At 26.5% G+C, this 22,946-nt stretch carries 20 protein-coding genes and 1 riboswitch; of the genes, 13 read left to right on the forward strand and 7 right to left on the reverse strand.

Annotated elements, in window-relative coordinates:
* Positions 1-140: 140 nt before the first annotated feature.
* The gene (locus tag LPC13_RS11255; protein ID WP_005212698.1) at positions 141-794 is read right to left on the reverse strand and encodes a hypothetical protein; all 654 of its coding nucleotides are present in this window, start codon (positions 792-794) and stop codon (positions 141-143) included.
* A 246-nt stretch (positions 795-1,040) separates the two neighbouring features.
* On the opposite strand from LPC13_RS11255, the gene LPC13_RS11260 reads away from it, so the two are divergent.
* Positions 1,041-1,916 (forward strand): radical SAM/SPASM domain-containing protein, encoded by an 876-nt coding sequence (locus LPC13_RS11260; RefSeq protein WP_040419186.1) that lies wholly within the window; start codon positions 1,041-1,043, stop codon positions 1,914-1,916.
* A gap of 208 nt (positions 1,917-2,124) precedes the next feature.
* On the opposite strand, the gene LPC13_RS11265 is transcribed toward LPC13_RS11260, so the two are convergent.
* Entirely contained in the window at positions 2,125-3,636 is a 1,512-nt protein-coding gene (locus LPC13_RS11265; protein WP_005212700.1) for a hypothetical protein, read from the reverse strand.
* 291 nt (positions 3,637-3,927) lie between these two features.
* Positions 3,928-4,102, forward strand: a riboswitch (Lysine riboswitch).
* A gap of 76 nt (positions 4,103-4,178) precedes the next feature.
* On the opposite strand from LPC13_RS11265, the gene LPC13_RS11270 reads away from it, so the two are divergent.
* From LPC13_RS11270 to LPC13_RS11285, 4 genes are all read left to right on the forward strand, one after another.
* Complete coding sequence (locus LPC13_RS11270; protein WP_005212702.1) at positions 4,179-5,498, forward strand: APC family permease; 1,320 nt, start codon at positions 4,179-4,181, stop codon at positions 5,496-5,498.
* Positions 5,499-5,638: 140 nt separating this feature from the next.
* Positions 5,639-6,322, forward strand: a complete 684-nt coding sequence (locus LPC13_RS11275) for an SGNH/GDSL hydrolase family protein (protein WP_005212703.1) — start codon at positions 5,639-5,641, stop codon at positions 6,320-6,322.
* Positions 6,323-6,417: 95 nt separating this feature from the next.
* A complete protein-coding gene (locus tag LPC13_RS11280) occupies positions 6,418-7,596 on the forward strand; it encodes an AI-2E family transporter (protein ID WP_005212704.1) in 1,179 nt (392 codons plus the stop codon).
* A 145-nt stretch (positions 7,597-7,741) separates the two neighbouring features.
* Positions 7,742-7,897 carry a zinc-ribbon domain-containing protein gene (locus tag LPC13_RS11285; protein ID WP_005212705.1) on the forward strand — a complete coding sequence of 52 codons (156 nt, stop codon included), beginning with the start codon at positions 7,742-7,744 and terminating at the stop codon, positions 7,895-7,897.
* Positions 7,898-7,976: 79 nt separating this feature from the next.
* On the opposite strand, the gene LPC13_RS11290 is transcribed toward LPC13_RS11285, so the two are convergent.
* Positions 7,977-8,816 (reverse strand): tetratricopeptide repeat protein, encoded by an 840-nt coding sequence (locus LPC13_RS11290; protein WP_234088815.1) that lies wholly within the window; start codon positions 8,814-8,816, stop codon positions 7,977-7,979.
* A 196-nt stretch (positions 8,817-9,012) separates the two neighbouring features.
* On the opposite strand from LPC13_RS11290, the gene LPC13_RS11295 reads away from it, so the two are divergent.
* From LPC13_RS11295 to LPC13_RS11310, 4 genes are all read left to right on the forward strand, one after another.
* On the forward strand, positions 9,013-9,792 hold the full coding sequence (locus LPC13_RS11295) for an endonuclease/exonuclease/phosphatase family protein (protein WP_040419191.1): 780 nt from the start codon (positions 9,013-9,015) through the stop codon (positions 9,790-9,792).
* Positions 9,793-10,135: 343 nt separating this feature from the next.
* Positions 10,136-12,223, forward strand: a complete 2,088-nt coding sequence (locus LPC13_RS11300; RefSeq protein WP_005212710.1) for an efflux RND transporter permease subunit — start codon at positions 10,136-10,138, stop codon at positions 12,221-12,223.
* Positions 12,216-14,960, forward strand: a complete 2,745-nt coding sequence (locus tag LPC13_RS11305; protein ID WP_005212712.1) for a YhgE/Pip domain-containing protein — start codon at positions 12,216-12,218, stop codon at positions 14,958-14,960. The genes LPC13_RS11300 and LPC13_RS11305 overlap by 8 nt, the downstream gene beginning before the upstream one ends.
* Before the next feature lie 214 nt (positions 14,961-15,174).
* The gene (locus LPC13_RS11310) at positions 15,175-15,642 is read left to right on the forward strand and encodes a methylated-DNA--[protein]-cysteine S-methyltransferase (RefSeq protein ID WP_195244497.1); all 468 of its coding nucleotides are present in this window, start codon (positions 15,175-15,177) and stop codon (positions 15,640-15,642) included.
* A 108-nt stretch (positions 15,643-15,750) separates the two neighbouring features.
* Here the strand turns inward: LPC13_RS11310 and LPC13_RS11315 are convergent, their stop codons facing one another.
* Both LPC13_RS11315 and LPC13_RS11320 read right to left on the reverse strand, forming a co-directional pair.
* The gene (locus LPC13_RS11315; RefSeq protein WP_234088816.1) at positions 15,751-17,025 is read right to left on the reverse strand and encodes an ABC transporter permease; all 1,275 of its coding nucleotides are present in this window, start codon (positions 17,023-17,025) and stop codon (positions 15,751-15,753) included.
* Positions 17,025-17,939, reverse strand: a complete 915-nt coding sequence (locus LPC13_RS11320; protein WP_005212719.1) for an ABC transporter ATP-binding protein — start codon at positions 17,937-17,939, stop codon at positions 17,025-17,027. The genes LPC13_RS11315 and LPC13_RS11320 overlap by 1 nt, the downstream gene beginning before the upstream one ends.
* Positions 17,940-18,172: 233 nt before the next feature.
* On the opposite strand from LPC13_RS11320, the gene LPC13_RS11325 reads away from it, so the two are divergent.
* From LPC13_RS11325 to LPC13_RS11335, 3 genes are all read left to right on the forward strand, one after another.
* Positions 18,173-18,856: a YjjG family noncanonical pyrimidine nucleotidase gene (locus LPC13_RS11325; RefSeq protein ID WP_005212722.1), complete on the forward strand. Its 684-nt coding sequence runs from the start codon at positions 18,173-18,175 to the stop codon at positions 18,854-18,856.
* Between the two features lie 131 nt (positions 18,857-18,987).
* Complete coding sequence (locus tag LPC13_RS11330) at positions 18,988-20,124, forward strand: NAD/NADP octopine/nopaline dehydrogenase family protein (RefSeq protein WP_005212724.1); 1,137 nt, start codon at positions 18,988-18,990, stop codon at positions 20,122-20,124.
* 95 nt (positions 20,125-20,219) lie between these two features.
* Entirely contained in the window at positions 20,220-20,375 is a 156-nt protein-coding gene (locus LPC13_RS11335; RefSeq protein WP_005212726.1) for a hypothetical protein, read from the forward strand.
* Positions 20,376-20,506: 131 nt separating this feature from the next.
* Here LPC13_RS11335 and LPC13_RS11340 read toward each other — a convergent pair whose 3' ends face one another.
* Entirely contained in the window at positions 20,507-20,659 is a 153-nt protein-coding gene (locus LPC13_RS11340) for a hypothetical protein (RefSeq protein ID WP_005212727.1), read from the reverse strand.
* Between the two features lie 259 nt (positions 20,660-20,918).
* Here LPC13_RS11340 and LPC13_RS11345 point away from each other — a divergent pair, with 259 nt between their 5' ends.
* Entirely contained in the window at positions 20,919-21,302 is a 384-nt protein-coding gene (locus LPC13_RS11345; protein WP_005212729.1) for a VOC family protein, read from the forward strand.
* A 196-nt stretch (positions 21,303-21,498) separates the two neighbouring features.
* On the opposite strand, the gene LPC13_RS11350 is transcribed toward LPC13_RS11345, so the two are convergent.
* Positions 21,499-22,785 carry a dicarboxylate/amino acid:cation symporter gene (locus LPC13_RS11350; RefSeq protein ID WP_195244493.1) on the reverse strand — a complete coding sequence of 429 codons (1,287 nt, stop codon included), beginning with the start codon at positions 22,783-22,785 and terminating at the stop codon, positions 21,499-21,501.
* Positions 22,786-22,946 lie beyond the last annotated feature (161 nt).

A 22,946-nucleotide genomic window follows, 5' to 3' on the forward strand; every position in this document is an offset into this window, starting at 1 on the left:
AATTATATTATAACATGGTATAAAATCGAATTAAAAAAAGTAAAAATGGCAAGCAAAATTAATAAATAAAACAGAGTAAATATTACTATAATTAGAAAAATAATTTTTAATTGCCATTTTTATTATAATAAAATTAACTATTACTCTTCGATAATAGTTAATTTTAAGTTATTACGTCTATTATCAAGTGGATTATGATTTATATGTTCTGTTTTTTCATTTTCAGCTGGAGACATAAGTAAATCATGAAGATATAATCTACCATTTGGAGTATTAGCAACTACTGAAACTTTACCGTGAGTTTTATAAAGTACCCAACTATAGTGATCATTAATTACACAATTTAGGTCCTCTTTTGATATTAAGGCTACCCCTTCTTTTTTGCCAAGCTTATCCTTAAGTATAATAGCAATAGTATCATTTTCTTGTTCTTCATACTCATTTGTAGTATTTCTTTCTACTATTTCCAAATTACATTTTCTATTATCTAAAGTATCACCATTTTTATATTTTATTGGAGCCTTGGGATTAACATTTAAAATTACACTCTGAAGACTTTGTTTTAATGGTTTAGATTTTTTATTTTTTTTAGTGGAGCTAATGTTTTGTGCAATATAACTATTATAATCCTTATTCCATTCAGCAAACCAAGTTCCCATATTAGTAATAGTATCTAAGTAAGAAACATCAAACTTTGTTATAAGCTTGGTACCATCTTTTTTTAGTATTACCATATTAACAACATTTTCTTTAATTTCATATGTATTACCTACATTTTTATAAATAGTATTCATTTAAATACACCTCATTATTTTTATTGTTTAGAAGAGTATAACAAAGTATAGTATTTTATGCAAAAAAATAATAACCATATCTTCTTTAGGGAAAAGCTTAGTAGTCTTTATTAAATGGTATATCTATTTAAAAAAAAGTTGATATAATGATATAAGAATCTATAGCATATGAAATATTATATTACAATAAAATATAGATAAATAAAATTAAGTATAGGTTGTTCATATAAAAAGGAGAATGCGGAAATGACAAGATTTAAAAAGGTATATATAGAAATAACAAATGTATGTAATTTAAGCTGCAATTTTTGTCCAAAGACAAATAGAAAATATAAGTTTATGGGAAAAGAAGAATTTTTACATATTTTAAAGGAAGTAAAACCATTTACAGATCACATATATTTTCACTTAATGGGAGAGCCCTTACTTAATGAAAATATAGATTATTTTTTAGAGGAAAGTTATAAAAATCATTTAAAAGTGAATTTAACTACAAATGGAACATTATTAAAAAAAGTAGAGGATAAGCTTATAAATTCAAAAGCATTAAGACAAATTAATATTTCGCTTCATAGTTTTGAAGCTAATGAAAAAACTGTTGAGCTTGAGGATTATATAAATAATGTTACAGATTTTATTACAAAAGCTAGATCTAATAGTGATATAATTTGTGCCATAAGATTGTGGAATATGGATAACAATGATTTAAAAGGAGCCAATGGCCTTAATAGTGATATTCTAAAAATGCTAGAAGAAAACTTAGAGTTAGATTTTTCAATAGGTGAAAAATTACAGGAGACTAATAGAATTAAACTAAAAGATAAGGTTTATTTAAATATGGCAGAAAAGTTTGAATGGCCAGATATTCAAATAGATAGTCTAGGAGAAGAAGTATTTTGCCATGGTCTTAGAAATCAAATTGGAATATTAGTAGATGGAACAGTAGTTCCATGTTGTTTAGATAGCGAGGGAAATATAAATTTAGGCAATATTTTTGAAAAGTCGCTGAAAGATATAGTAGAAGATAAAAGGGCAAGAGATATTTATGATGGTTTTTCAAGAAGAAGAGCTGTTGAAGAATTATGTAAGAAGTGTGGTTATGCAACTAGATTTAAAAAATAAAAATTATTAATAATGAAAAAGAGGCTAAATCAAAATTAAGAATAATAGATTCCGAAAACTTATTTCAAAATTAGGAGTTTATAAATATTTTGATTTAGTCTAAATAAAATTTAATGTTTCTACATAATAATATTTAAGATGAATATAAAACTATAATTTTACAAGGATATATTAATATAAAATTTAGTAATTCAGCATAGTCATAATATTAATTTTTACTAATAAATTTTAAGATAGTTGGCATATAAGTTTTTAGAAGGTTATAATTTTCAGCTAGTTCCTTTCTAATATAAAAAAGATAGCTATAATTATGATGATATGAATGACAGTGATTACTACATGCTTCATACTTAGCCTTCCAAACTTCACAACCTTGGAATGGATTAGCTGTTCCGATATAAAGATCATTTGATGAATTTACATATAATAAACGACCTCCATAATTATATTTATTACAGAATCCGTTTAATAACACTGGAGTAAAGTGTATACCATCAGTTGACTCATAAAGATCAAATCCGAATGGATATTTTGATTCATTTAATAATTCAACAATATTTTTATATATTTTTATAATAGTATTAGTTGCAAGCTTGCCAATTAAATTTTGAATTTCTATTTTATTGTAGAGAAGAGTATCTAAAATAACCTCCATGTTTATAGAATCATCAAAGGTTGAAATTAATAATTTATCATTATATTGCTTTATTTGCCATGCATACACATTAAATGGATTATTAAATCCAGAGTATAATCCAGATAAGCTTTTATTTCTAACACCTTTTGTTGGTATAGAAGGAATCAAAGCTGGACCACCGACAACTAAATCCCATCTATCAGTTTTTGAAATTCTTATAATATCACAACCAAGTGGAATTAACCAAGCAAGTGGTAATTGTTTAGTTCCACTTACATAAAGATAATTTTTATAAACACCAATACTTAAGATATACTTGTTAGCTGCATCTCCAAATCCTTTATCTACTATTAATGTCCAGTCATTTAATTTTGGTTCAGGACCATTTGTTCTCCAAACAGCAGCACCGTCAGAGCTACTAGTAGCAACATAAATTTTATTATTGAATATAGCCATATTACTAATTGAGCCAGAAGGATTTAAAGAAGGATTAAAATTAGGTGCTGTATTATCTATAACAGGTTCCCATGAATAATATTGAGGATCAACACTTCTATAAAGTTGAGGATAAGGGCTTGGATTAGCCTCATCAATAGTAGCTATATAAAGCTTGCCAAGATGGGTTAACATAGCTCTTGAAGAAGTACCTTTAAGAACTGTATCAGTTAATGGAAACCAGTTTACACCATTGGTAGATTTAAATACTATAACATTAGGTCCGCCATAACTAGCTGCATAAAGAAAAGTGTCTCTATTAAAAGGCTTGTGAGTAATCATATATCTAAAGCCAGATATATTGGTAAAGTCAGGGGCAGTATATACTTTTTCCAAAGGTAAAGAGCAATTTTTACGATATCTCCAGATTTCCGGTAAATTATCTACTGGATTAGGAGTAATAGAGTTAGGAGGAATTATAGAAGAGTTAATTGATTTTAAAATATTATATGGGATATTACGTCCAGTACCAATATAAATATATTTGTCTAACTCACTTATAGACCATGCATAATTATTTTGTTGTGCATTATTTAAATTGCTTCTGTCAAAACCATTAGTAAGAGTAGTATTTTTAAAGTTATACATCAAAAGGCTCCTCCTTTGTTATTTAATATATAAAGGATGTTGACTTATGATATATTATATGTATGATATGTTAAGGAGTTACAATATGTTAAATATAATAGTAAAAATAAGATATTTTGTAGATGAAAATAGATTATTTAGATATTATGTTAAAAAGTATTTATATTAAAAGCTACTATAATTGTTGACTTTAAAGAAAAATTTGTTAGAATATTTATGTATAAAAACACAGAAATTAAGTATAAATTTTAATAATTATAAATTTAACTTGATAGTGTAATTAAATATTCGGGTAAAGATAGAGGTTGCAATATTAAAGAGTAATATTATGGAGTTAAGCACGATGAATTAATATAAAAGGTAGTATTGCCGAAGTATATAGAGGATGCTTTAAATCTATATGCTGGGGTTGCATAAAATATATGCAAAACTGTCACAATAATAATTGTGGAGAGCTATCTTTGTGTTTGTTTATGTGTAAGTACAAGCTCAAAGATTAGCCTTTTGGGCTTATTTTTTTACCCCAAACTAAGGAGGAAAAAATGGAAAACAAAAGTTTAAAACGAGAAATTAGCCTTTTCATGGCTACTATGCTTGTTTGCGGTAACATGATTGGTTCTGGTGTATTTATGCTACCATCAACACTTGCTCAAGTGTCAGGACCAGGAGCTACAATAATAGCATGGATTTTAACTACAATAGGTTCAATTTTTATTGCAATATCATTTGCAAATATGGGTACTAAATATCCATCAACAGGTGGAGCGTATTGTTACACTAAAGAGGCATTTGGGGATTTTGCAGGATTTTTAAGTGCGTGGCTTTATTGGAATGGTTCATGGATTGGAAATGCAGCAATAATAGTTGCAGTTACAAGTTATGCATCAGCAGTATTTCCACAACTAAATAATCCAATAGTATCAATAATATTCTCAAGTTCAATTTTATGGATATTTACATTTATAAATGTAGCAGGAGTAAAGAAAGCAGGTAAAATTCAGGCTTTTACAACAGTATTTAAAATAGTATTTTTTGCATTATTTGTTATAGTCGCATTTTTAAATTTTGATTCAGCAAATATATTTCCTATGTATCCAGAAGGAAAGGGATTAAGTACAGTTCCACTTGCAGCCACATCAACTTTATGGGCATTTATAGGACTTGAAAGTGCAACAGTTACAGCTGGAGAACTTAAAGATCCCGAAAAGAATGTAAGAAAAAGCACAATTTACGGATTGATTATTGCGGCTATTATATACTTAGCAATAAGTATAGCAAGTATGGGGGCAATGGATAATGTTTCACTAGCTCAAAGTACAGCACCACTTACTGATATACTTACTAATGCTTTAGGAAGTAATATTGGAAAGATATTAACAATTGCAGTAGTTATTTGTATTTTAGGAACAGTAGTAGGATGGCTTTTATCAACAGCTAGAGTTGCTTATGCAGCAGGTGAAGATGGAGTATTCCCTAAGTTTTTTGGAAAGATTAGTGAAAAAACAGGCACTCCTGTAAATTCATTAATATTTGGTTCTATATTAGTTAATATTTTATTGATTATGAATTTCCAAAAAGGGATGGTAGATGCATTTACATTTATAACTATCCTTGCAACGTTATCATATTTACCAGTTTATCTTTTAAGTGTTTCTGCAGAAATAATGCTTACATTTAAAGAAGAAAAAGAATTTAACTTTAAGTTATTTATTAAAAAATCAATATTACCACTATTAGCATTTATATATTTAATATGGACTATATACGGTTCAGGAGCAGAAACTGTAATGTGGGGCTTTATATTAATGTTAATAGGAATTCCAGTATATATATATAATCATCATAAAAATAAGATAGATTAATATAAAATAAATTTATAGGTAAAAATGGCAAATAACATAATTAATGTTATTTGCCATTTTTTTATATTAAAAATTATTAAGATATACTATAATACAAGAGAAATATATGGAAATATAAAAAGTAGGAGAAGAATTAAATTATGTTTTATGATGATATAAAAAGGGGAGATATGGAAAATAATATAGTTATAAGGTTAATAGGAGATAGTATTACAGCAGGAGCAGGGAGTTTAGATGATAATAGGAATGGAGAAGTAATTATAAATATAGATGGTATTTGCTACAAAAGACAATTAGGAGAAAAATGCTGGGCATCACTTTTTAAAAAATATATTAATGAAAGATTTAAATATAGTAAAGTAATAAACAATGGATGTAGTGGAATAAATTCTAGTCAAGTAAAAGATAATTTAAATAAGTTATATGATATAAATGACAATATAATAATTTTAATGATTGGAGCTAATGATAGAAAGGTAAACAATGGAATGAAAATATTACATAGCAATCTAATAAGCATTGTTGAAAATCTATTAGAAAAAGATAAAAAAATAATATTAATGACACCAAATCCAGTTACAGCCCAAGATGACAATTATGATAATCGTTTATATAAAATGAATGAAGTTGTAAATGTTATTAGAGAAGTAAGTAAATATAAAGGAATAAAGTGCATAGATAATTATGAGTACATTAATATGTATTTAAAAAATAGAGGACAAACTATAGAAGAATTAATGAATTTAGAAAATGGAGATGGGTTACATCCAACAGATACTATCCACAAATTAATATTTAAGAATATAATTAGAAATTATTTTTGAAATTTTAACAAATAGAGTTATAAAAATATGATAAAATAAGAAATATTAGTTTATGAACTATATTTTGAAAAATATAAAGTAAATGGAGGAGAAAAATGAAAATAGATTGGAATAATAGATATGCTACTATAGCAATTTATGCATTTTTTGTTATTTGTGCAAGTATACTGCTGTATTTAGGTATGTCACAAATAAGTGAAATAAAAGCAAGCATAAGTAGCATGATAGGAACATTGCAACCATTTATTATAGGTGGCACATTAGCGTATATTTTAAATTTTATTTTGAAATTTTATGAGGAGAAGGTTTTATCTCATGAATATTTTAAAAATGTTAAAGAAAAGGCAAAAAGAGGTATAGCATTAGTATTTACATATATTACAGCAGGAATAATAACATACCTATTCATACAATTTGTTTTACCACAATTAGTAGAAAGTATAGTAGGTCTTGCAAATAATATACCTCAATATGTTAATGATGCAAGCAACTTTGTTAACGATCTTATGCAAAATTTAAATTTGCAACCTGAGTATTTAAATCTTTTATCAAATAAGTTTGATGAAATGGTAAGTTATATTATAACAATAGTAACTAATATGGTTCCTGTAATAGGAAATTTAGTTGTTACTATAACTTCAAGTATTTTAAATATAATAATAGGAATAATAGTTTCAATATATATTTTAATAGATAAAGAAAAATTTATGGCTTTAGGAAGAAAAATTACATGTGCAATATTCTCTGAAAGTAAGGCAAAATTTATATTAAGACTTGCTACTCAAAGTAATAGAACATTTAGTAGATTTTTAGGTGGTAAGATATTAGACTCATTTATAATAGGAATATTAACATTTGTAATATTAACTATATTTAAAATGCCATATATATTACTTATTTCTGTAATTGTTGGTGTTACTAATATAATTCCTTTCTTTGGACCATTTATCGGAGGAATTCCTGCAGCTATTATAATTTTATTTGTTTCTCCAATACAAGCTTTATGGTTCATTTTAATAATAGTAGTTATACAACAAATAGATGGTAATATAATAGGACCTAAGATTCTTGGAGATTCTATTGGAATATCAGCATTTTGGATATTATTCTCACTACTTGTTGCAACTAAATTTATGGGCTTTGCTGGAATGGTTATAGGTGTTCCGTTATTTGCAATATTCTATTCAATAATAAAAGAGTTAATAGAAGATAAACTTGCTAAGAAGGGATTACCTATAGAAACTGAAGAGTATGGTAAAAAATTTATTAAATAAAAAGTATAAAAACATGTATATTATTTTAAATAGTGCTAATAATACTATATGTAAAGCACGAAAGGAATAAAATAAGAACTAAGTATTTTAAGTTATCTTTGTTTATTATTTTGGGTAACCTTTCATCGGATATGGAGGAATTGCAATGTCAGAAAAAACATTAACATGTAGAGATTGTGGAACAGAATTTGTTTTCACAGAAGGAGAACAAGAATTCTACAAGGAAAAAGGTTTCGAAAATGAACCAACTAGATGCCCAGCTTGTAGAAAAGCTAAGAAACAACAAAATAATAGAAGATAATTATAAGGTATGTTTCTTAAGAGTTATAGAGTTTATCTATAACTCTTTTAATTTTATTAATAATATATTTAAGACAATATTATACTTTAGTTAAAGATTTAAATATAACTCTATTATAGGCTTGCTCTATATCTTCGAACTTTACTAAAGTTATAAGAGATTGGTTTAAATTCTGAGCTTTTTCTAAAAGTTCTTTAGCTTTATCAAAGTTATTATTTTTCGTTTCGATTAAACCTAAGTAATAAAAAGGTTCAACAAATTTTATATCTTCATTAATAAGATTATAAAAGATTTTAGAAGCTTCATCATAATTACCTTCTTTAAATTTAATTTCTCCATTATTAGATTTCAAAATGTTACTATCCTTATTAAAAGCTAAAGCAGTGGATAATACACTTTTTGCTTCTTGAATATTTCCATTACATATTAAAATTGATGTTAATGTTTCATAAAGAAAGGCGTTTTTATTTTTCTCTAAAAGATTTCTTAATAAGGAAATAGATTCTTGCCTATTATTATTTTTCCATAAAACTATTGATTCTGTAATTTTTAAATTTAATAAATCATTAGGTTTAAAATTTCTTTTTGTAAAAATTTCTTCTATATATTCATTTGCAATGGATGCTTTTCCATATTTAAGCTCACAAACTAAATAATCTATTATTATATTTACGCTACACCATGGTGAAATAATAGCACTTCTATAATAATCTAACGCTTTACTATAATTTTCAGATTTATAAGCTTTTGCACCCTTATACACTTTAATCATATAGAGATTTGTTGCTAAAATGTATATGAATAATAAAGTAAGTAATGTTGTTATTCCAAATTTGAAATTAACAAATATTGATGATAATAAAGAAATAATAACTATAACACATAGAAATAAAGTTTTTTTGTCTAAAGTTTTTTTCATAAGTTTCCCTCCCATACCTTTTTAAAATAAATTAAAAATATAAATGTAATAAATAACATATTGTAGATAAATATACTATTATTATACAATATAACATTAAATAGACAAGTAATTAATAATAAATTGGTAGTTTAAACTTATTTTTAAAAGGAGTATAATTAATAAAAAGTAAATTTAGTACATGAGGAGAATGACAATGAGAGTTATGTCTTTTAATTTAAGAAGTGATTTTATTTTAGACTTCAAAAATAGATGGGATAATAGAAGAGAATTAGTGTATGATATTATAAAGAAGTATCAATGTGATATTATTGGAGTACAAGAAGTAACAAATAAAATGTTTGAAGATATAACTGGAAATGTAAAGGATTATTATATTATTGGAAGTGCAAGAAGTAAGAGGTTTTTTTCTGAAAGAAATAATTTATTTATATCCAAAAAACATGATATAGAAGAACATAAAACTTTCTGGTTATCTAAAAGCCCCGATAAAGTGGGAAGTCAACTTTGGTACTCTTTATATCCTAGAATATGTACAACAGCAGTTATACAATTAGAAGATAATAGAAGAGTTAGAGTCTATAATACACACTTAGATTGTTTATTGCCACAAGCTAGAGATTTTGGATTAAAAAAACTTGGGCAATTTATTGAGAAAAATCGTAAAGTAGAAAATTTACCTGTAATTGTAATGGGAGATTTTAATGCAACTCCTAATAGTAAAGTAATAAAAAAGTTTGCTGCAGGAGAATATAGCACAAGTAGATTTGTAGCAGTTCAAGAAATAAAAAAAGAGCTTTATGAAAAATCTACTATGAGTAGTTTTAAAGGTAAAGAAAATGGGCTTCATATAGATTATATATTTGTAAGTGAAGAATTAGAAATTGTTGATGTAGATATAGTGAAAGACAATATAAATGGAAAGTACCCATCAGATCATTATCCGTTAATTGCAGATATAAGAATAAAAAAATAACGTTAAATAATATTTTAATATAGTGATGTTAATGTAAAAGGTGTGTTCAAATTATTACATTAACATTACTTTTTTTATTATATTTATTTAATAAAATGTGAATTTTTTTTAAACATAAAAATATAAAGAAAAAAGTTGTTTAGGAAAATAGCTAGTTCCTTGATGTAAAATTTAAACATTAAAGATAAATAAAGGATAATAAACTTTGTTAGAGTATACTAAATCTAATTTGATTATAAGATAAATTTATAAATTAAAAAACAAAAAAAGCCTTAAAACGGACTTTGTAAAAAAAATATAAAAATATTAATATTGAAGGAGTTGAAAGAGGGGGGAAATAAAAATGAGGGGTATATCACAAAAAATAGCTCAAAGTAGAATAGTAATATTAATTATAGCATTTATATTATTAATACCATCAGTAATTGGTTATTTTAATACAAAAGTAAATTATGATATATTGAGCTATTTGCCTAATGATTTAGAAACAAGGCAAGCACAAGCAATTTTAAAAGATCAATTTGATTGTGGATCTTTAGCTATGTTGATTGTAGAAAATATGGAAAGTAAAGATGTAGCTAAATTAAAGGAAAAAGTAGAAGAGATTGAGGGAGTAAATGAAGTTATATGGACTAATGATGTACTTGATATATCAGTTCCAGATCAAATATTACCAGAAAGTATACGAGATATGCTTTATTCAGATAATTCAACATTAATGATAATTAAGTTAAAGGAAAGTGATGCAGATATTCAGACTGAAGAGGCAATTTCTGAAATTAGGAAGGTAGCAGGAAAACAAGCATTTTTGAGTGGGATTGCAGGAGTAATTAAAGATACAAAAGATTTAGCTGATAAGGAAACTCCTATTTATGTTTTAATAGCAGTTATTTTATCAGTTATAGTCTTAAGCCTAACAATGGAATCATTTATAATACCATTAATATTCCTTGCAAGTATAGGTATAGCTATTATTTACAATATGGGAACCAATATTATTTTTGGAGATATTTCTTATATAACAAAAGCATTATCTGCAGTTCTGCAATTAGGGGTTACAATGGATTATTCAATCTTCTTGCTTCATAGATATGATGAAGAGAGGGAAGTAGTAAATAATAAGACAGATGCCATGGCTACAGCTATAGAAAAAACAATAGAGTCTATTTCAGGAAGTTCACTTACAACAATTGCTGGATTTTTAGCTTTATGTATTATGGATTTAGCTTTAGGAAAAGATATAGGACTTGTAATGGCTAAAGGAGTAGTTTTAGGAGTAATTTGTACAATAACAGTACTACCAGCTTTGATATTAACATTTGATAAAGTAATTCATAAATTTAATCACAAAACATTATTACCTAAGTTTGAAAAAAGTTCAGATTTTATAATAAAACATCATAAGATTTTTGTATTAATAGCCATGTTAGCATTAATACCGGCTATTATTGGATATAACAAGACAGAAGTTTATTACAATTTAGATGAATCACTACCTAAAGATTTACCTTCAATAGTATCTAGTGAAAAGCTTAAAACCGATTATGATATGATGTCTACCAATATTATATTAGTTAGTGATGAGTTAGAAAGCTATAAAGTCAATGAGATGATTGATGAATTAAAAGAAATTGATGGTGTAACATCTGTAATTGGTCTTGAAGATATATTAGGTTCAAGAATACCTCAAAGCTTTATACCAAGTAGTTTATTAGAAAAGATAAAAAGTGGTGGATATGAAGAAATAATGCTTAATTCAAAATATAAAGCAGCATCAGATGAAGTTGCCAAACAATTAGATGAAATAAATTCAATAGTGAAAAAGTATGATTCGGAAGGTTTAGTTGGAGGAGAAGCACCTTTAACTAATGATTTAATTGATATAGCTGATAATGATTTTAAAAGGGTAAGTGTAGCTTCAATATTAGCGATATTTTTAATAATATTAATCATCTTTAAATCACCAATAGTACCAATATTATTAGTTTTAGCTATAGAGCTTGCAATTTATATAAATCTTGGAATTCCATTTTATATGGGAACTAGTATTCCATTTATATCTTCCATAGTAATTGGAACTATTCAATTAGGAGCAACAGTTGACTACGCAATTTTATTGACATCAAGATTTAAAGAAGAATTAGCAAAGACATCTGATAAGATAGAAGCAATGAGAATAGCACTTAAAAGTTCATCAAGATCTATAGTTACAAGTGCATTGACATTTTTTGCTGCAACTGCAGGTGTTGGAATAGTATCGGATATGGAAATGATAAGTTCATTATGTACTCTTATGGCAAGAGGTGCAATTATAAGTATGTTTGTAATTTTATTTGTGTTACCAGGTATATTGCTAATTTTTGGAAGATTAGTAGTTAAAACTAGTAAAACATTTGTTGAATGTGGTGAAGGGGGAAATAATAATGAATAAAGCATTATCAAAAAAGCTTATATGCTTAGTTGCGTTAATTACAACTACAACATCTACAGTAGCATTTGGACAAGATATTAAAAAGGATGAAACAGTTTATGTTATATTAGACGAAAATGGCAATCCTACTGAACAGATAGTAAGTGATTGGATTAGTGGTGATAAGGTATTAGGTGAGTTTAAAGATAATTCTAATTTGAAGGATATAAAGAATGTAAAAGGTGATGAAGAGCCTTCAATATCAGGTAATGAATTAACTTGGAATATAAGTTCAGAAAATCTTTATTATGAAGGAACAAGTAATAAGGACTTACCATTAAGCTTATCAGTAAATTATGAGTTTAATGGAAAAAAGGTAAATCCTAGGGATGTAATTGGAGAAGAAGGAAGTTTTAAAATTACTTTAACTGTTAAAAATAATGAAAGTAAAGTGAAAAATATTAATGGAAAGTCTAGAAAGTTATATGTACCATTTTTAAGTGCAATAGAATTAACACTATCAAATGATAATTTTAAAAATATAAAGGTAAGCTCTGGTAAAGTTTTAAATGATGGAAATAACTCACTTATAACTTTTATAGCACTTCCAGGACTTAAGGAATCTTTAAATTTAGATGATGTTTTAGGAGAGTTATTAAGTGATAGCAGTATCAATTTAGAAGATACAATTGAAATTACGGGAGACACAACAAGTTTTGAAGTTCCTGCTATAATTATGATTGCAACTACAGCTAATGAAGAACTTGAAGAATTAAAGGGTACAGATAAAATAAGTGATTTAAAAAAATCATTAAACGAATTACAAAGTGGAGGAGAAGAATTATTAAGTGGTAGTAAAGAATTATTAGATGGACAAACTGAATTAGCTACAAATTATATAAAGTTTGATGATGGAGTTAATAGCTTAAGTAGTGGAGCAAATACGTTAAGAGATGGTATAAATACTTTAAGGGATAATGTACCTACATTAATGAATGGTGCAAATCAATTAAATAGTGGAGCAGGTCAAATAAAAGATAATTATGCTATTTTTGACAAAGGAGTATCATCTTTAGCTGGTGGAGCAAATACGTTAAATAATGGAATAAATAAATTAAATAATAGTGTTCCAGAACTAGCAAGTGGAGCAAATGAATTAAATACTGGATTGGGACAAGTAAAAGAAAATTATACTGTTTTTGATGAAGGAATATCTTCATTAGCAGATGGAGCAACTAGTTTAAATAGTGGTATAAGTATTTTAAGTAGTAATGCACCTAATTTGATAAATGGAGCAAATGAATTAAATAATGGATTAGAAAAAGTAAAAGAAAATTATACTGCTTTTGATGAAGGAGTATCGTCATTAACTAATGGAGCTAGTACTTTAAATGATGGAATAAATACTTTAAAAAATAGTGCTCCTAGCTTAAGTGAAGGTGCAAATACTTTAAATAGTGGACTTCAAGCTTTAAGTAATTCCCAAGCTCAATTTACATCAGGAGTTCAAGCATTTATAAGTAATACTGAAAACATTAGGGCAGGATATGCTAATTTAGATGGAGGAATAGATTCTGCATTAGCTGGAGCAACTGAGTTAAATAATGAGTTAGCTAATGGTAGTGGAGCTGTTAATGAACTTTTAAATTCGGCAGTTAATCTAGAGTCAATTGCTAGTAATCTTGATGTAATAGCTGGTATATTAGCAGCTAGTGATGATGAAACAAGTAAAGCTCAATCTACAGAAATTTATAATCTAAGCCAAAGTATCAAAGATATTTCATCAGCACAACAAGGTGGAATTAGTAGCTTATCAGATTCAGTGAACTCAGCAGCTAATGGAGCAGCTTTATTACAACAAGGCTTAACAAGTACATCATCAGGATCAAAGGAGTTATTAGGAAACGTTGATGCTTTAATATCTGCAGGATCAGACTTATCTAATGGGTCAATTCAAATAGGTGATGCAATAAATGCATTATATGGAGGAAGTACAGAACTTGTAAATGGAGCAAAGCAATTAACTACTGGCATTGATAGTTTAGCAAATGGAAGCAGTACATTATTAAATGGAGCAAATGAGTTAAATGAAAATTCAAAGAAAATAAATTCAGCAGTAGGGTTATTATATGAAGGAAGTACAAAATTATCAAAAGGAACAAGTGATTTAAGTGAAGGAACAAGCGTATTAGCACAGGGAAGTAATACATTAGTAAATGGAGCAAATGAATTAAATACAAACTCAAAGAAAATAGATTCAGCTGTGAGCAAATTATATGAAGGAACTTTAGCTTTAGTAAGTGGTGGAGAAACATTAAGTAGTGGTGTTGAAGAACTTGCCAATGGTGGAAATGAATTAGCAGATGGAGCAAGTACTTTAAGTGAAAATTCAGCTAAAATATTGGAAGGAACAGAGCAGTTAGAAAATGGAACAAATGAGCTATATGATGGAGTTACAAAACTTAAGGAAGAAGGTTTAGATAAATTAAATGAAGAAGGAAATAAAGCTATAGATGATATTGATGGATTAGTGGAAGTTAAAGATGAATTAGTAGAAATGGCAAAAGAGTATGGTGTATATTCAGGATTATCAGATAATATGACAGGTACTGTCAAATTTATAATGAGAAGCGATGCTATTAAGAGCACAAAAGAAGAAATCAAATCAAAAGATGAAAAAGAAACAGAAGTTTCAGGGGTTAAAAAGGAAAGTAAATCAATATTTAATAAAATAAAGGAATGGTTTAATTTAGAATAAGGATATATAATAAATTAAATAGCTTAGAATAGATAAGAGAAAATAGCATATTAAAAAGGGAGTTTATGATATAACTTAAGTGAAATAGTAGATTTTAACTGAAATTTTAAAGTTATTATTTAGTTAAATTTAAATACAATAAATTTAAGAATATTATAAGATCCCTTTTTATTTTTTATAAAGAAAGACTACATAAGAATAAGGAGAGAGAAAAATGAATTTTGGATATTTTAATTCGCCTATAGGAACTATAAAAATTGAAGCAGATGATGAATATATTACAGCAGTCTATTTTATTGATAAAAATAGTACTTTAAATACAGACGTAGAAGAGGTAAATGATAGCATAATTATCTGTAAGAAGCAGCTACAAGAATATTTTAATGGTATAAGAAAGTGCTTTGATATAAAGCTTAAATTTTTAAAAGCAACAGAATTTCAAAAAAAGGTATGGAAAGAACTACAAAAAATCCCGTATGGTCAAACTGCTTCTTATAAGGAAATAGCTGAAAGAATTAATAATCCTAAAGGATGCAGAGCTGTAGGAAATGCAAACAATAAAAATCCTATAGCTATCATAGTTCCATGTCATAGAATTGTTGGATCAAATGGAAAAATGGTAGGTTATGCTGGAGGAATAGATAAAAAAGAGTTTCTTTTAAGTTTGGAATGTGAAAATTAATTATAAATGGCAAAATAGAGGATATATTATAACAATTTAATCTCATATTTGCCATTTATAAAATGTTTATATATTAATTTTCATATAGTTATATTTTTAAAATAAATATTATACTTTTTTATTCTTTTTCATTAACTTTAAAGCATTAGTTAATTTTATAGGATTCCCATACATTAAAGTACCAAGTCTGTAAATTTTAGCTGCACCTAAAGCGATTAATATGGTGGATATAGCTAGTATTATAAAGGAAATAATTATTTCAATATTAGCTACAGTCCCCATAGCTACTCTTATTAGCATTGTCATACATGAACTAAAAGGTATAAATGATGCTATTTTGATAAGAGGGCTATCACTATTACTTAAACCAAACATACTGATAAAGAATACAACAACAAAAATCATAGTAATAGGACCAATACTTGAACTAATTTCTTCAGTTTTAGAAACAAGAGCTCCTAAAGCACCGAATATAAATGCATAGAATAGGAAACCGATTCCTCCAAATAAAGCAAAAGTAATTAAAAGGTTACTAGGAATGTTAAATACACTATCCAATAAACCATTCCAAGCATTTCTGTTTATAGAATAAGTAACTAATCCAGAGGTAAGAATAATTCCAACTTGAATAAATATGGAAATGCTAGCTGCTAGTACTTTACCGAAAATAAGACTATTGCTACTAGCACTTGTTATTAATACTTCAATAGCACGATTGCTTTTTTCAGATGTTACAGAAACAGCAATAAGTTGACCATATAATAAAATTAACATATATAATGCAAAAATAAGTATATAAACATAGAAAAAGTTACTAGCTTTATCTTCGCCTAATACTGTTACATCTGATTCTACAGGTGAATTAATTATTGATTGTAATTCATCAAAATTTAAGTTGTTAGTATCTGCATAAGATTTTTGATTTAAGGTTGTTAATATATTTTCAAAAACCATCTGATTGTGGTCAGCAAAGTTAGAATTATTAACTAAATATGTGTATTTGCTTAAGCTATAAACAATAAATCCAGCTTTAGCATCACCATTTTTTATTAGATTTTCACACTCTTCAGTTGTATCAACCTTATTCCAAGAAGAATTAGGAAAAGAAAGTTCAAGTATAGATAAATCTTCAAATATATTTTCATTATCTATAATAATAAAAGTTTCTTTATCTTCTTTTTCAGAAATATCGTTAGTATCTATAGTATCACTTATATTGCTATTATTACTTAAACCAGGAATAATATTAGACATATCAAAAAATGATGGGATTGATAATCCGATTATAAGTAATGCTGAAACAAGAATTGTTGTAATTAAATATCCTTTAGATTTAAAGTAATTAGTTATTTCAAAGCTTAATACGGCTAAAAATTGTTTCATTATTCATCACCTGCCTTTAATACAAATATATCTGTTAATGTAGGTTCATAAACTCCAAAATTTTCTATATCAATATCAGAATTTATGATTGCACTTAAAAAATCATTTTTTGAGCAATTTTCACATAGTTCTAATATTAAAAAATCTTTTTTTACTTCATAAACTTTCACAAAATCAGAAAAATTGTTTATACAAATATCATTAAGTTCTTTTAGTGAATAATTATTTGCACTTAATATAAGTCTATTTTTCCCAAATTCCTTTTTTATGTCTTTTAAATTACCTGATAAAGTGATATTTCCTTTATTTATAATAGCTATATCTTCACAAAACTCTTCTACATAACTCATTTGGTGGCTTGAGAATATTACTAATTTGTTATCAGCAATTAATTCATTAACAACATCTTTTAGAATTTGAGAATTTACAGGATCTAAACCACTAAAAGGTTCATCTAAAATTATTATTTCAGGATTGCAGACTAAAGTTTGAGCTAATTGGACTTTTTGTTGATTACCTTTAGAAAGTGTATCAAGTTTTCGATTTTCATATTCGTCAATACCTAATCTTTTAAGCCATTTTTTCAAGTTTTCTTTCGCTTCTTTTTTACTAATACCTCTTAAACTAGCAAGATATAAGATTTGTTCACTTACTTTCTTTTTAGGATATAACCCTCGTTCTTCAGGTAAATAACCTATTTGATGATTTATAGGCTTAAATGGATTACCATCAATTAGTATTTCACCACTATCTCCATTAAAAACATTCATTAATATACGTATAGTAGTAGTTTTACCAGCCCCATTTCTACCTAATAAGCCTAAGGCTTTTCCACTTTCTACAGAAAAAGAAATTCCGTGTAGAACTTCATTTCCAGAGAAGCTTTTACGTAGATTTTTTACTTCTAGCTTCATAAAATAAATCCCCCTAACAAATATAGATATTATTACCGTGAAAAAAGTTAAAAACAAAAATAATAAACGGTAATTTATAACTTATTATAAAGTAAATTATATAGAAATGCAATATTTGGTTAATAAAAAAACAATAAATTGTTAAAAGTACTATTAATATACTAAAGTTTTAATATATAATTTCTTTTATAGTGTAAAATATAAAATGAACACTAAAAGGGAGGGTGAAGTAAATGAAATATGAATTAATTTTATTTGATGCAGATGAAACTTTATTTGATTTTAAAAAATCAGAAAGATATGCTTTTATGGAGTCTTTAAGTGATTTTAAAATAAATTACGATAAAGAAGAGTGTATGAAAATATATAGTGAAATTAATACAGCAATATGGAAAGAATTTGAGAAAGGAACTATAACTTCAGATAAGCTTAAAGTTGAAAGATTTAATAGATTATTTAAAAGGTTAAGTGTAGATAAAGATGCTGAAAAATTTAGCAAAGCATATATGAATCATTTATCGGAAGCGAGCTTTATTTATAATGAAGCATTTGAAATTTTAGATTATTTAAAAGATAAATATAGATTAGCTATAATAACTAATGGACTTTTAGATGTTCAAAATAAGAGAATAAGAGAATCAAAGATAGAACATTATTTCCAAGAGATAATAATATCTGATGAGATAAAAATTGCAAAACCAATGGCGAAAATATTTGATTATACATTAGAAAAATTAAACTTCAAGGATAAAAGTAAGGTGTTAATGATTGGAGATAGTTTAACTTCAGATATTCAAGGTGGAATAAATGCAGAAATAGATACATGCTGGTTTAATGTTAATAATAAAGAAAAACCAAAAGATATGGATATAACATATGTTATTAACAATATATTAGAGCTTAAAAATATTTTATAACAAAAATAAAAAAAAGGTTCAAAGCTTTAATAAATAAAAAATATTAAAATATAAATACAAAGTTAATAATTTTAACGTATGATAGAAAATTATTTAATAAATAAGCATTAAGATAAATTTAGGAGGCAGATATGAATATTTGTATTATAGGGGCAGGAAATATTGGAACGTATTTAGCGGCATATATTTCAATGAATAAAAATAATAAAGTTTATTTACATACTTCAAAGCCTGAAGTTTTTAAGGAAACTATTGCTTTAATTGAAGAAGAAAAAAATATAACACATGATGTAAAAGTTCATTGTGTTACTGCAAGTTATGAAGAAGCTGTAAAGGAAGCAGATTATATTTTAATAACATATCCTTCATTTATGATGGAGAAAACGATAAATACTATAATTCCATTTTTAAAGAAAGGAGCAGTTGTTGGAGCTATTCCTGGATTTGGAGGAAAAGAATATTTAATAGATGAATTACTTAAAAAAGAGTGTATATTCTTTGGAAGTCAGAGAGTTCCTTCAATAATTAGATTGGAGAAGTATGGAGAATCGGTTCTTCTTAAACAAAAGAATGAGTTTATGAAGATAAGGGTAATTCCAGATAAATATTCAGAAAAAGTTTCAAAAGATATGACTAGCTTTATAGATATTCCATGTATTCCATTAAGTAATTACCTAGCAATAACTTTATCTCCATCAAACCCAACTATGCATCCTTCAAGATTATATGAATTATTTCATGATTATATTGAAGGAGAAAAAGTTTATGATAGGAATCCATATTTCTATGAAGAATGGGGAACTATGGCATCATTACAGCTTTTAAAACTAGATGAAGAGTTAGAGTTAATATTTAATGCTTTTAATGAAAATAATGACTTTGATGCAAGTGACATTGAAAAAATTAAAACTAGATATAATATAGAAACACCAGAGCAATTATGTAAAAAAATAAATACTGCACCAGGATTCCAAGGAATAGATTCTCCAATGGTAAAAGTAGAAGGTGGATATGTCCCAGATAAAAATTCAAGATATTTTGTTGAAGATATACAGTTTGGATTATGCATATTAAAATCTTTTGCAGAAATTTTAAATGTGAAAACACCTGAGATAGATAAGATTGCAACCTGGGGACAAAAATTTCTAGGAAAAGAATATTTAGTTGATGGAAAACTGAATGGTAAAGATGTAGAGGAGCTTACAATACCTCAAAATAGAGGAATTACTACAAAAGTACAGTTGATTAATTACTATAAAGGGTTGTAAAAAGTTATAGGAGAACTTATTTGTCATTTAATACTTATAAATAAAATAATATCTTGGAATAATAAGAGTAAAGCAAAAAGAGAGGTGTTATTATTATGAGTAAAGATGAAGGTAATATTAGTTATAGTAATGGGATTATTGATGGGGTTATTCCCTGTGAAGAGGAAGAAAGAAAGCTAAGACATGATAGAAAGCCAAGGTCAAAGTTAGCTGTTGGTGGAATGTTTAAATTTCCAGATTTAAACGAATAGATATTAAAATTACTAAAAATATTTTAAGTATGTTAGTACAATAAATTATAATTTAATAGAGATTAAAAAAATTAGTGAAATAGGCAGTAATAAATTTAAAATAATAATATTACTGCCTATTAATATAAAAATTATTTATCGAATAATCCACCACCGTTACCAGTTCTAGCGCCCTTTGAAACTTTACCAATACTTTTTTGAGGTTTTATTCCTTTGTTAGAATTAGTACCTTTACTTTTTTTTTCTTCAATAAGTTTTTTCATAATCTCAATATTTTTATTCATTTTAAGCACCTCATATTTAGTAATTTTAAAATATAAATAATATTATATTTATGTTAATGATATATATATTTAACTATTTAATCTTTTATATAAGTTTATATAAAAATAGATTATACCATATTTTAAATGAATAATATGAAAAAAGTAAAAAAATATACTATGAAAAAATAGAAAAACAATATATAATAAGAACCTAAGTTCGATATAGGCTAAATAAAGCAATATTTATATTATTGTAAATAATTTAGGAGGAAGACAAATGATAAATAAAATAGGTAAAATAACGATTTATGTTAATAATCAAGAAGAAGCTAAAGAATTTTGGACTAAAAAATTAAATTTTATTGTTAAATTTGAGCAAGCAATGGGTCCTAATATGAAGTGGATAGAAGTTGGACCAAGTGACGATGAATTTACTACTTTTGTTTTATATGATAAAAATATGATGAAGATGCAAAATCCAAATGCTAGTGTAGATCACCCTAACGTAATACTGAGCACTAGTGATATAGAATCAACCTATAAGGAGATGCAAGAAAATAAAGTTGAAGTTGAAGATATAATGAAAATGCCGTATGGAAGTATGTTTTCATTTAAAGATATGGATGGAAATAAATATTTAGTTAGAGAAGATAAATACTAATAAAATATTGAAAATGAAGTATAAAATCTAGAATTAAGAAATTATTTTTGAGTTTTCAAATAAATAATACCCAATAAGAATTAATTATTCATATTGGGTATTTATATTTTCTACTATATCGTATTTAATTTTATTATAAAAGTAGTTTTTATTTTTAGAACTATATATTTTAAGATAAGTTCTGTAATATTTTTAATTATGATGAAACTACGTTATCTATTATGCTTTCATCAGAGTAGAAAACTTTTTCGTCAAATTCGCCTTCTTGCTTTGCAACGATAGTAGTACAAATAGCATCGCCTGTAACATTTACTGCAGTTCTAGTCATATCAAGTATTCTATCAATACCCATAATTATACCAATACCTTCAATTGGTAATCCTACAGAGTTAAGAACCATAGATAATGTTATAAGTCCAACACCAGGAACCCCAGCAGTTCCAATAGACGCCAATGTTGCTGTTAATATAACTGTAAGATAAGCATTTAACCCAAGTTCTATTCCAAAGGCTTGTGAAATAAATACAACAGCTACTCCTTGCATTATTGCAGTACCATCCATATTTATTGTTGCTCCTAATGGAATTGTAAAAGATGATATTTTTTCTGAAACACCAATTTCATCATCAAGAGTTTCTATACTTAATGGGATTGTTGCATTTGATGATGCAGTTGAAAATGCAAAGCTCATAACTGGTATAAACTTCTTTAAGAATTTTATTGGACTAAGGTTAGTAAATCCTTTAAGCATTGCCATATATGTTACTAAACATTGAATTACTAATGCTAACATTACTGCAAAAATGTATTTAAGCATTGGAGTAAAAGCACTCCAACCTATAGTTGAAAATGTAGTTGCTATTAAGCAAAATACACCAATTGGAGCTACCTTCATAACTATCATTGTCATTTTCATCATAATTTCATTAAATTGACTAAAGAATGTAGCAACAACAGTTCCCTTTTCTTTAAGCATTGCTAAAATTACTCCAATTAATATAGCAAAAACAATTATTTGAAGCATATTTCCATTTGCTAAAGCAGATATTGGATTGGTTGGAATTATATCTAAAAGCACATCGCTTAATGCTTTAGACTCACTTACTGTAGTTTCTGCAATTTGAATACTACTCATATCTAGGCCGATTCCAGGATTTATAATTTTACCAATTAGAATTGCTAAAGTTATGGCTATAGCTGTAGTTATAAGATAAAAAATCATTGTTTTAACTCCAACCCTACCCAGTTTTTTCGTATCACCAATTGCCATACTACCGCAAACAAGTGAACAAAATACTAATGGAACAACAAGCATTTGCATAGCTCGTAAGAAACCTTTACCTATAACTTTAAATACACCATTAATTAAGAAATCATCTCTAAAGAATCCAGATGGAACAAATCTATAAAGGATAATACCACAAATTGCCCCAAGTAGTAATCCAATAAAGATTTTTGTTGTTAAACCTAATTTTTTTTTCATAATAATGCCCCCTTTTTATTGTTTGAAAAATGCATTAAAAAAAATAAAACTTGCATTTAATTTTATATTTTACCATAGTATATAAAAAAATACAATAGGGCTATCTAATGGAAGTGCTTATTTTCAAAGGAGAAGAGTGAAAGCGTTTTAAAAGTAAAAAA

The sequence above is a fragment of the Clostridium celatum genome, assembly GCF_021412605.1.
Lineage (GTDB): Bacteria > Bacillota > Clostridia > Clostridiales > Clostridiaceae > Clostridium > Clostridium celatum.

Coding starts and splice junctions, on each gene's coding strand:
- LPC13_RS11255 (WP_005212698.1), bottom strand. CDS start 794: ATGAATACTATTTATAAAAATGTAGGTAATACATATGAAATTAAAGAA.
- LPC13_RS11260 (WP_040419186.1), top strand. CDS start 1,041: ATGACAAGATTTAAAAAGGTATATATAGAAATAACAAATGTATGTAAT.
- LPC13_RS11265 (WP_005212700.1), bottom strand. CDS start 3,636: ATGTATAACTTTAAAAATACTACTCTTACTAATGGTTTTGACAGAAGC.
- LPC13_RS11270 (WP_005212702.1), top strand. CDS start 4,179: ATGGAAAACAAAAGTTTAAAACGAGAAATTAGCCTTTTCATGGCTACT.
- LPC13_RS11275 (WP_005212703.1), top strand. CDS start 5,639: ATGTTTTATGATGATATAAAAAGGGGAGATATGGAAAATAATATAGTT.
- LPC13_RS11280 (WP_005212704.1), top strand. CDS start 6,418: ATGAAAATAGATTGGAATAATAGATATGCTACTATAGCAATTTATGCA.
- LPC13_RS11285 (WP_005212705.1), top strand. CDS start 7,742: ATGTCAGAAAAAACATTAACATGTAGAGATTGTGGAACAGAATTTGTT.
- LPC13_RS11290 (WP_234088815.1), bottom strand. CDS start 8,816: ATGAAAAAAACTTTAGACAAAAAAACTTTATTTCTATGTGTTATAGTT.
- LPC13_RS11295 (WP_040419191.1), top strand. CDS start 9,013: ATGAGAGTTATGTCTTTTAATTTAAGAAGTGATTTTATTTTAGACTTC.
- LPC13_RS11300 (WP_005212710.1), top strand. CDS start 10,136: ATGAGGGGTATATCACAAAAAATAGCTCAAAGTAGAATAGTAATATTA.
- LPC13_RS11305 (WP_005212712.1), top strand. CDS start 12,216: ATGAATAAAGCATTATCAAAAAAGCTTATATGCTTAGTTGCGTTAATT.
- LPC13_RS11310 (WP_195244497.1), top strand. CDS start 15,175: ATGAATTTTGGATATTTTAATTCGCCTATAGGAACTATAAAAATTGAA.
- LPC13_RS11315 (WP_234088816.1), bottom strand. CDS start 17,025: ATGAAACAATTTTTAGCCGTATTAAGCTTTGAAATAACTAATTACTTT.
- LPC13_RS11320 (WP_005212719.1), bottom strand. CDS start 17,939: ATGAAGCTAGAAGTAAAAAATCTACGTAAAAGCTTCTCTGGAAATGAA.
- LPC13_RS11325 (WP_005212722.1), top strand. CDS start 18,173: ATGAAATATGAATTAATTTTATTTGATGCAGATGAAACTTTATTTGAT.
- LPC13_RS11330 (WP_005212724.1), top strand. CDS start 18,988: ATGAATATTTGTATTATAGGGGCAGGAAATATTGGAACGTATTTAGCG.
- LPC13_RS11335 (WP_005212726.1), top strand. CDS start 20,220: ATGAGTAAAGATGAAGGTAATATTAGTTATAGTAATGGGATTATTGAT.
- LPC13_RS11340 (WP_005212727.1), bottom strand. CDS start 20,659: ATGAATAAAAATATTGAGATTATGAAAAAACTTATTGAAGAAAAAAAA.
- LPC13_RS11345 (WP_005212729.1), top strand. CDS start 20,919: ATGATAAATAAAATAGGTAAAATAACGATTTATGTTAATAATCAAGAA.
- LPC13_RS11350 (WP_195244493.1), bottom strand. CDS start 22,785: ATGAAAAAAAAATTAGGTTTAACAACAAAAATCTTTATTGGATTACTA.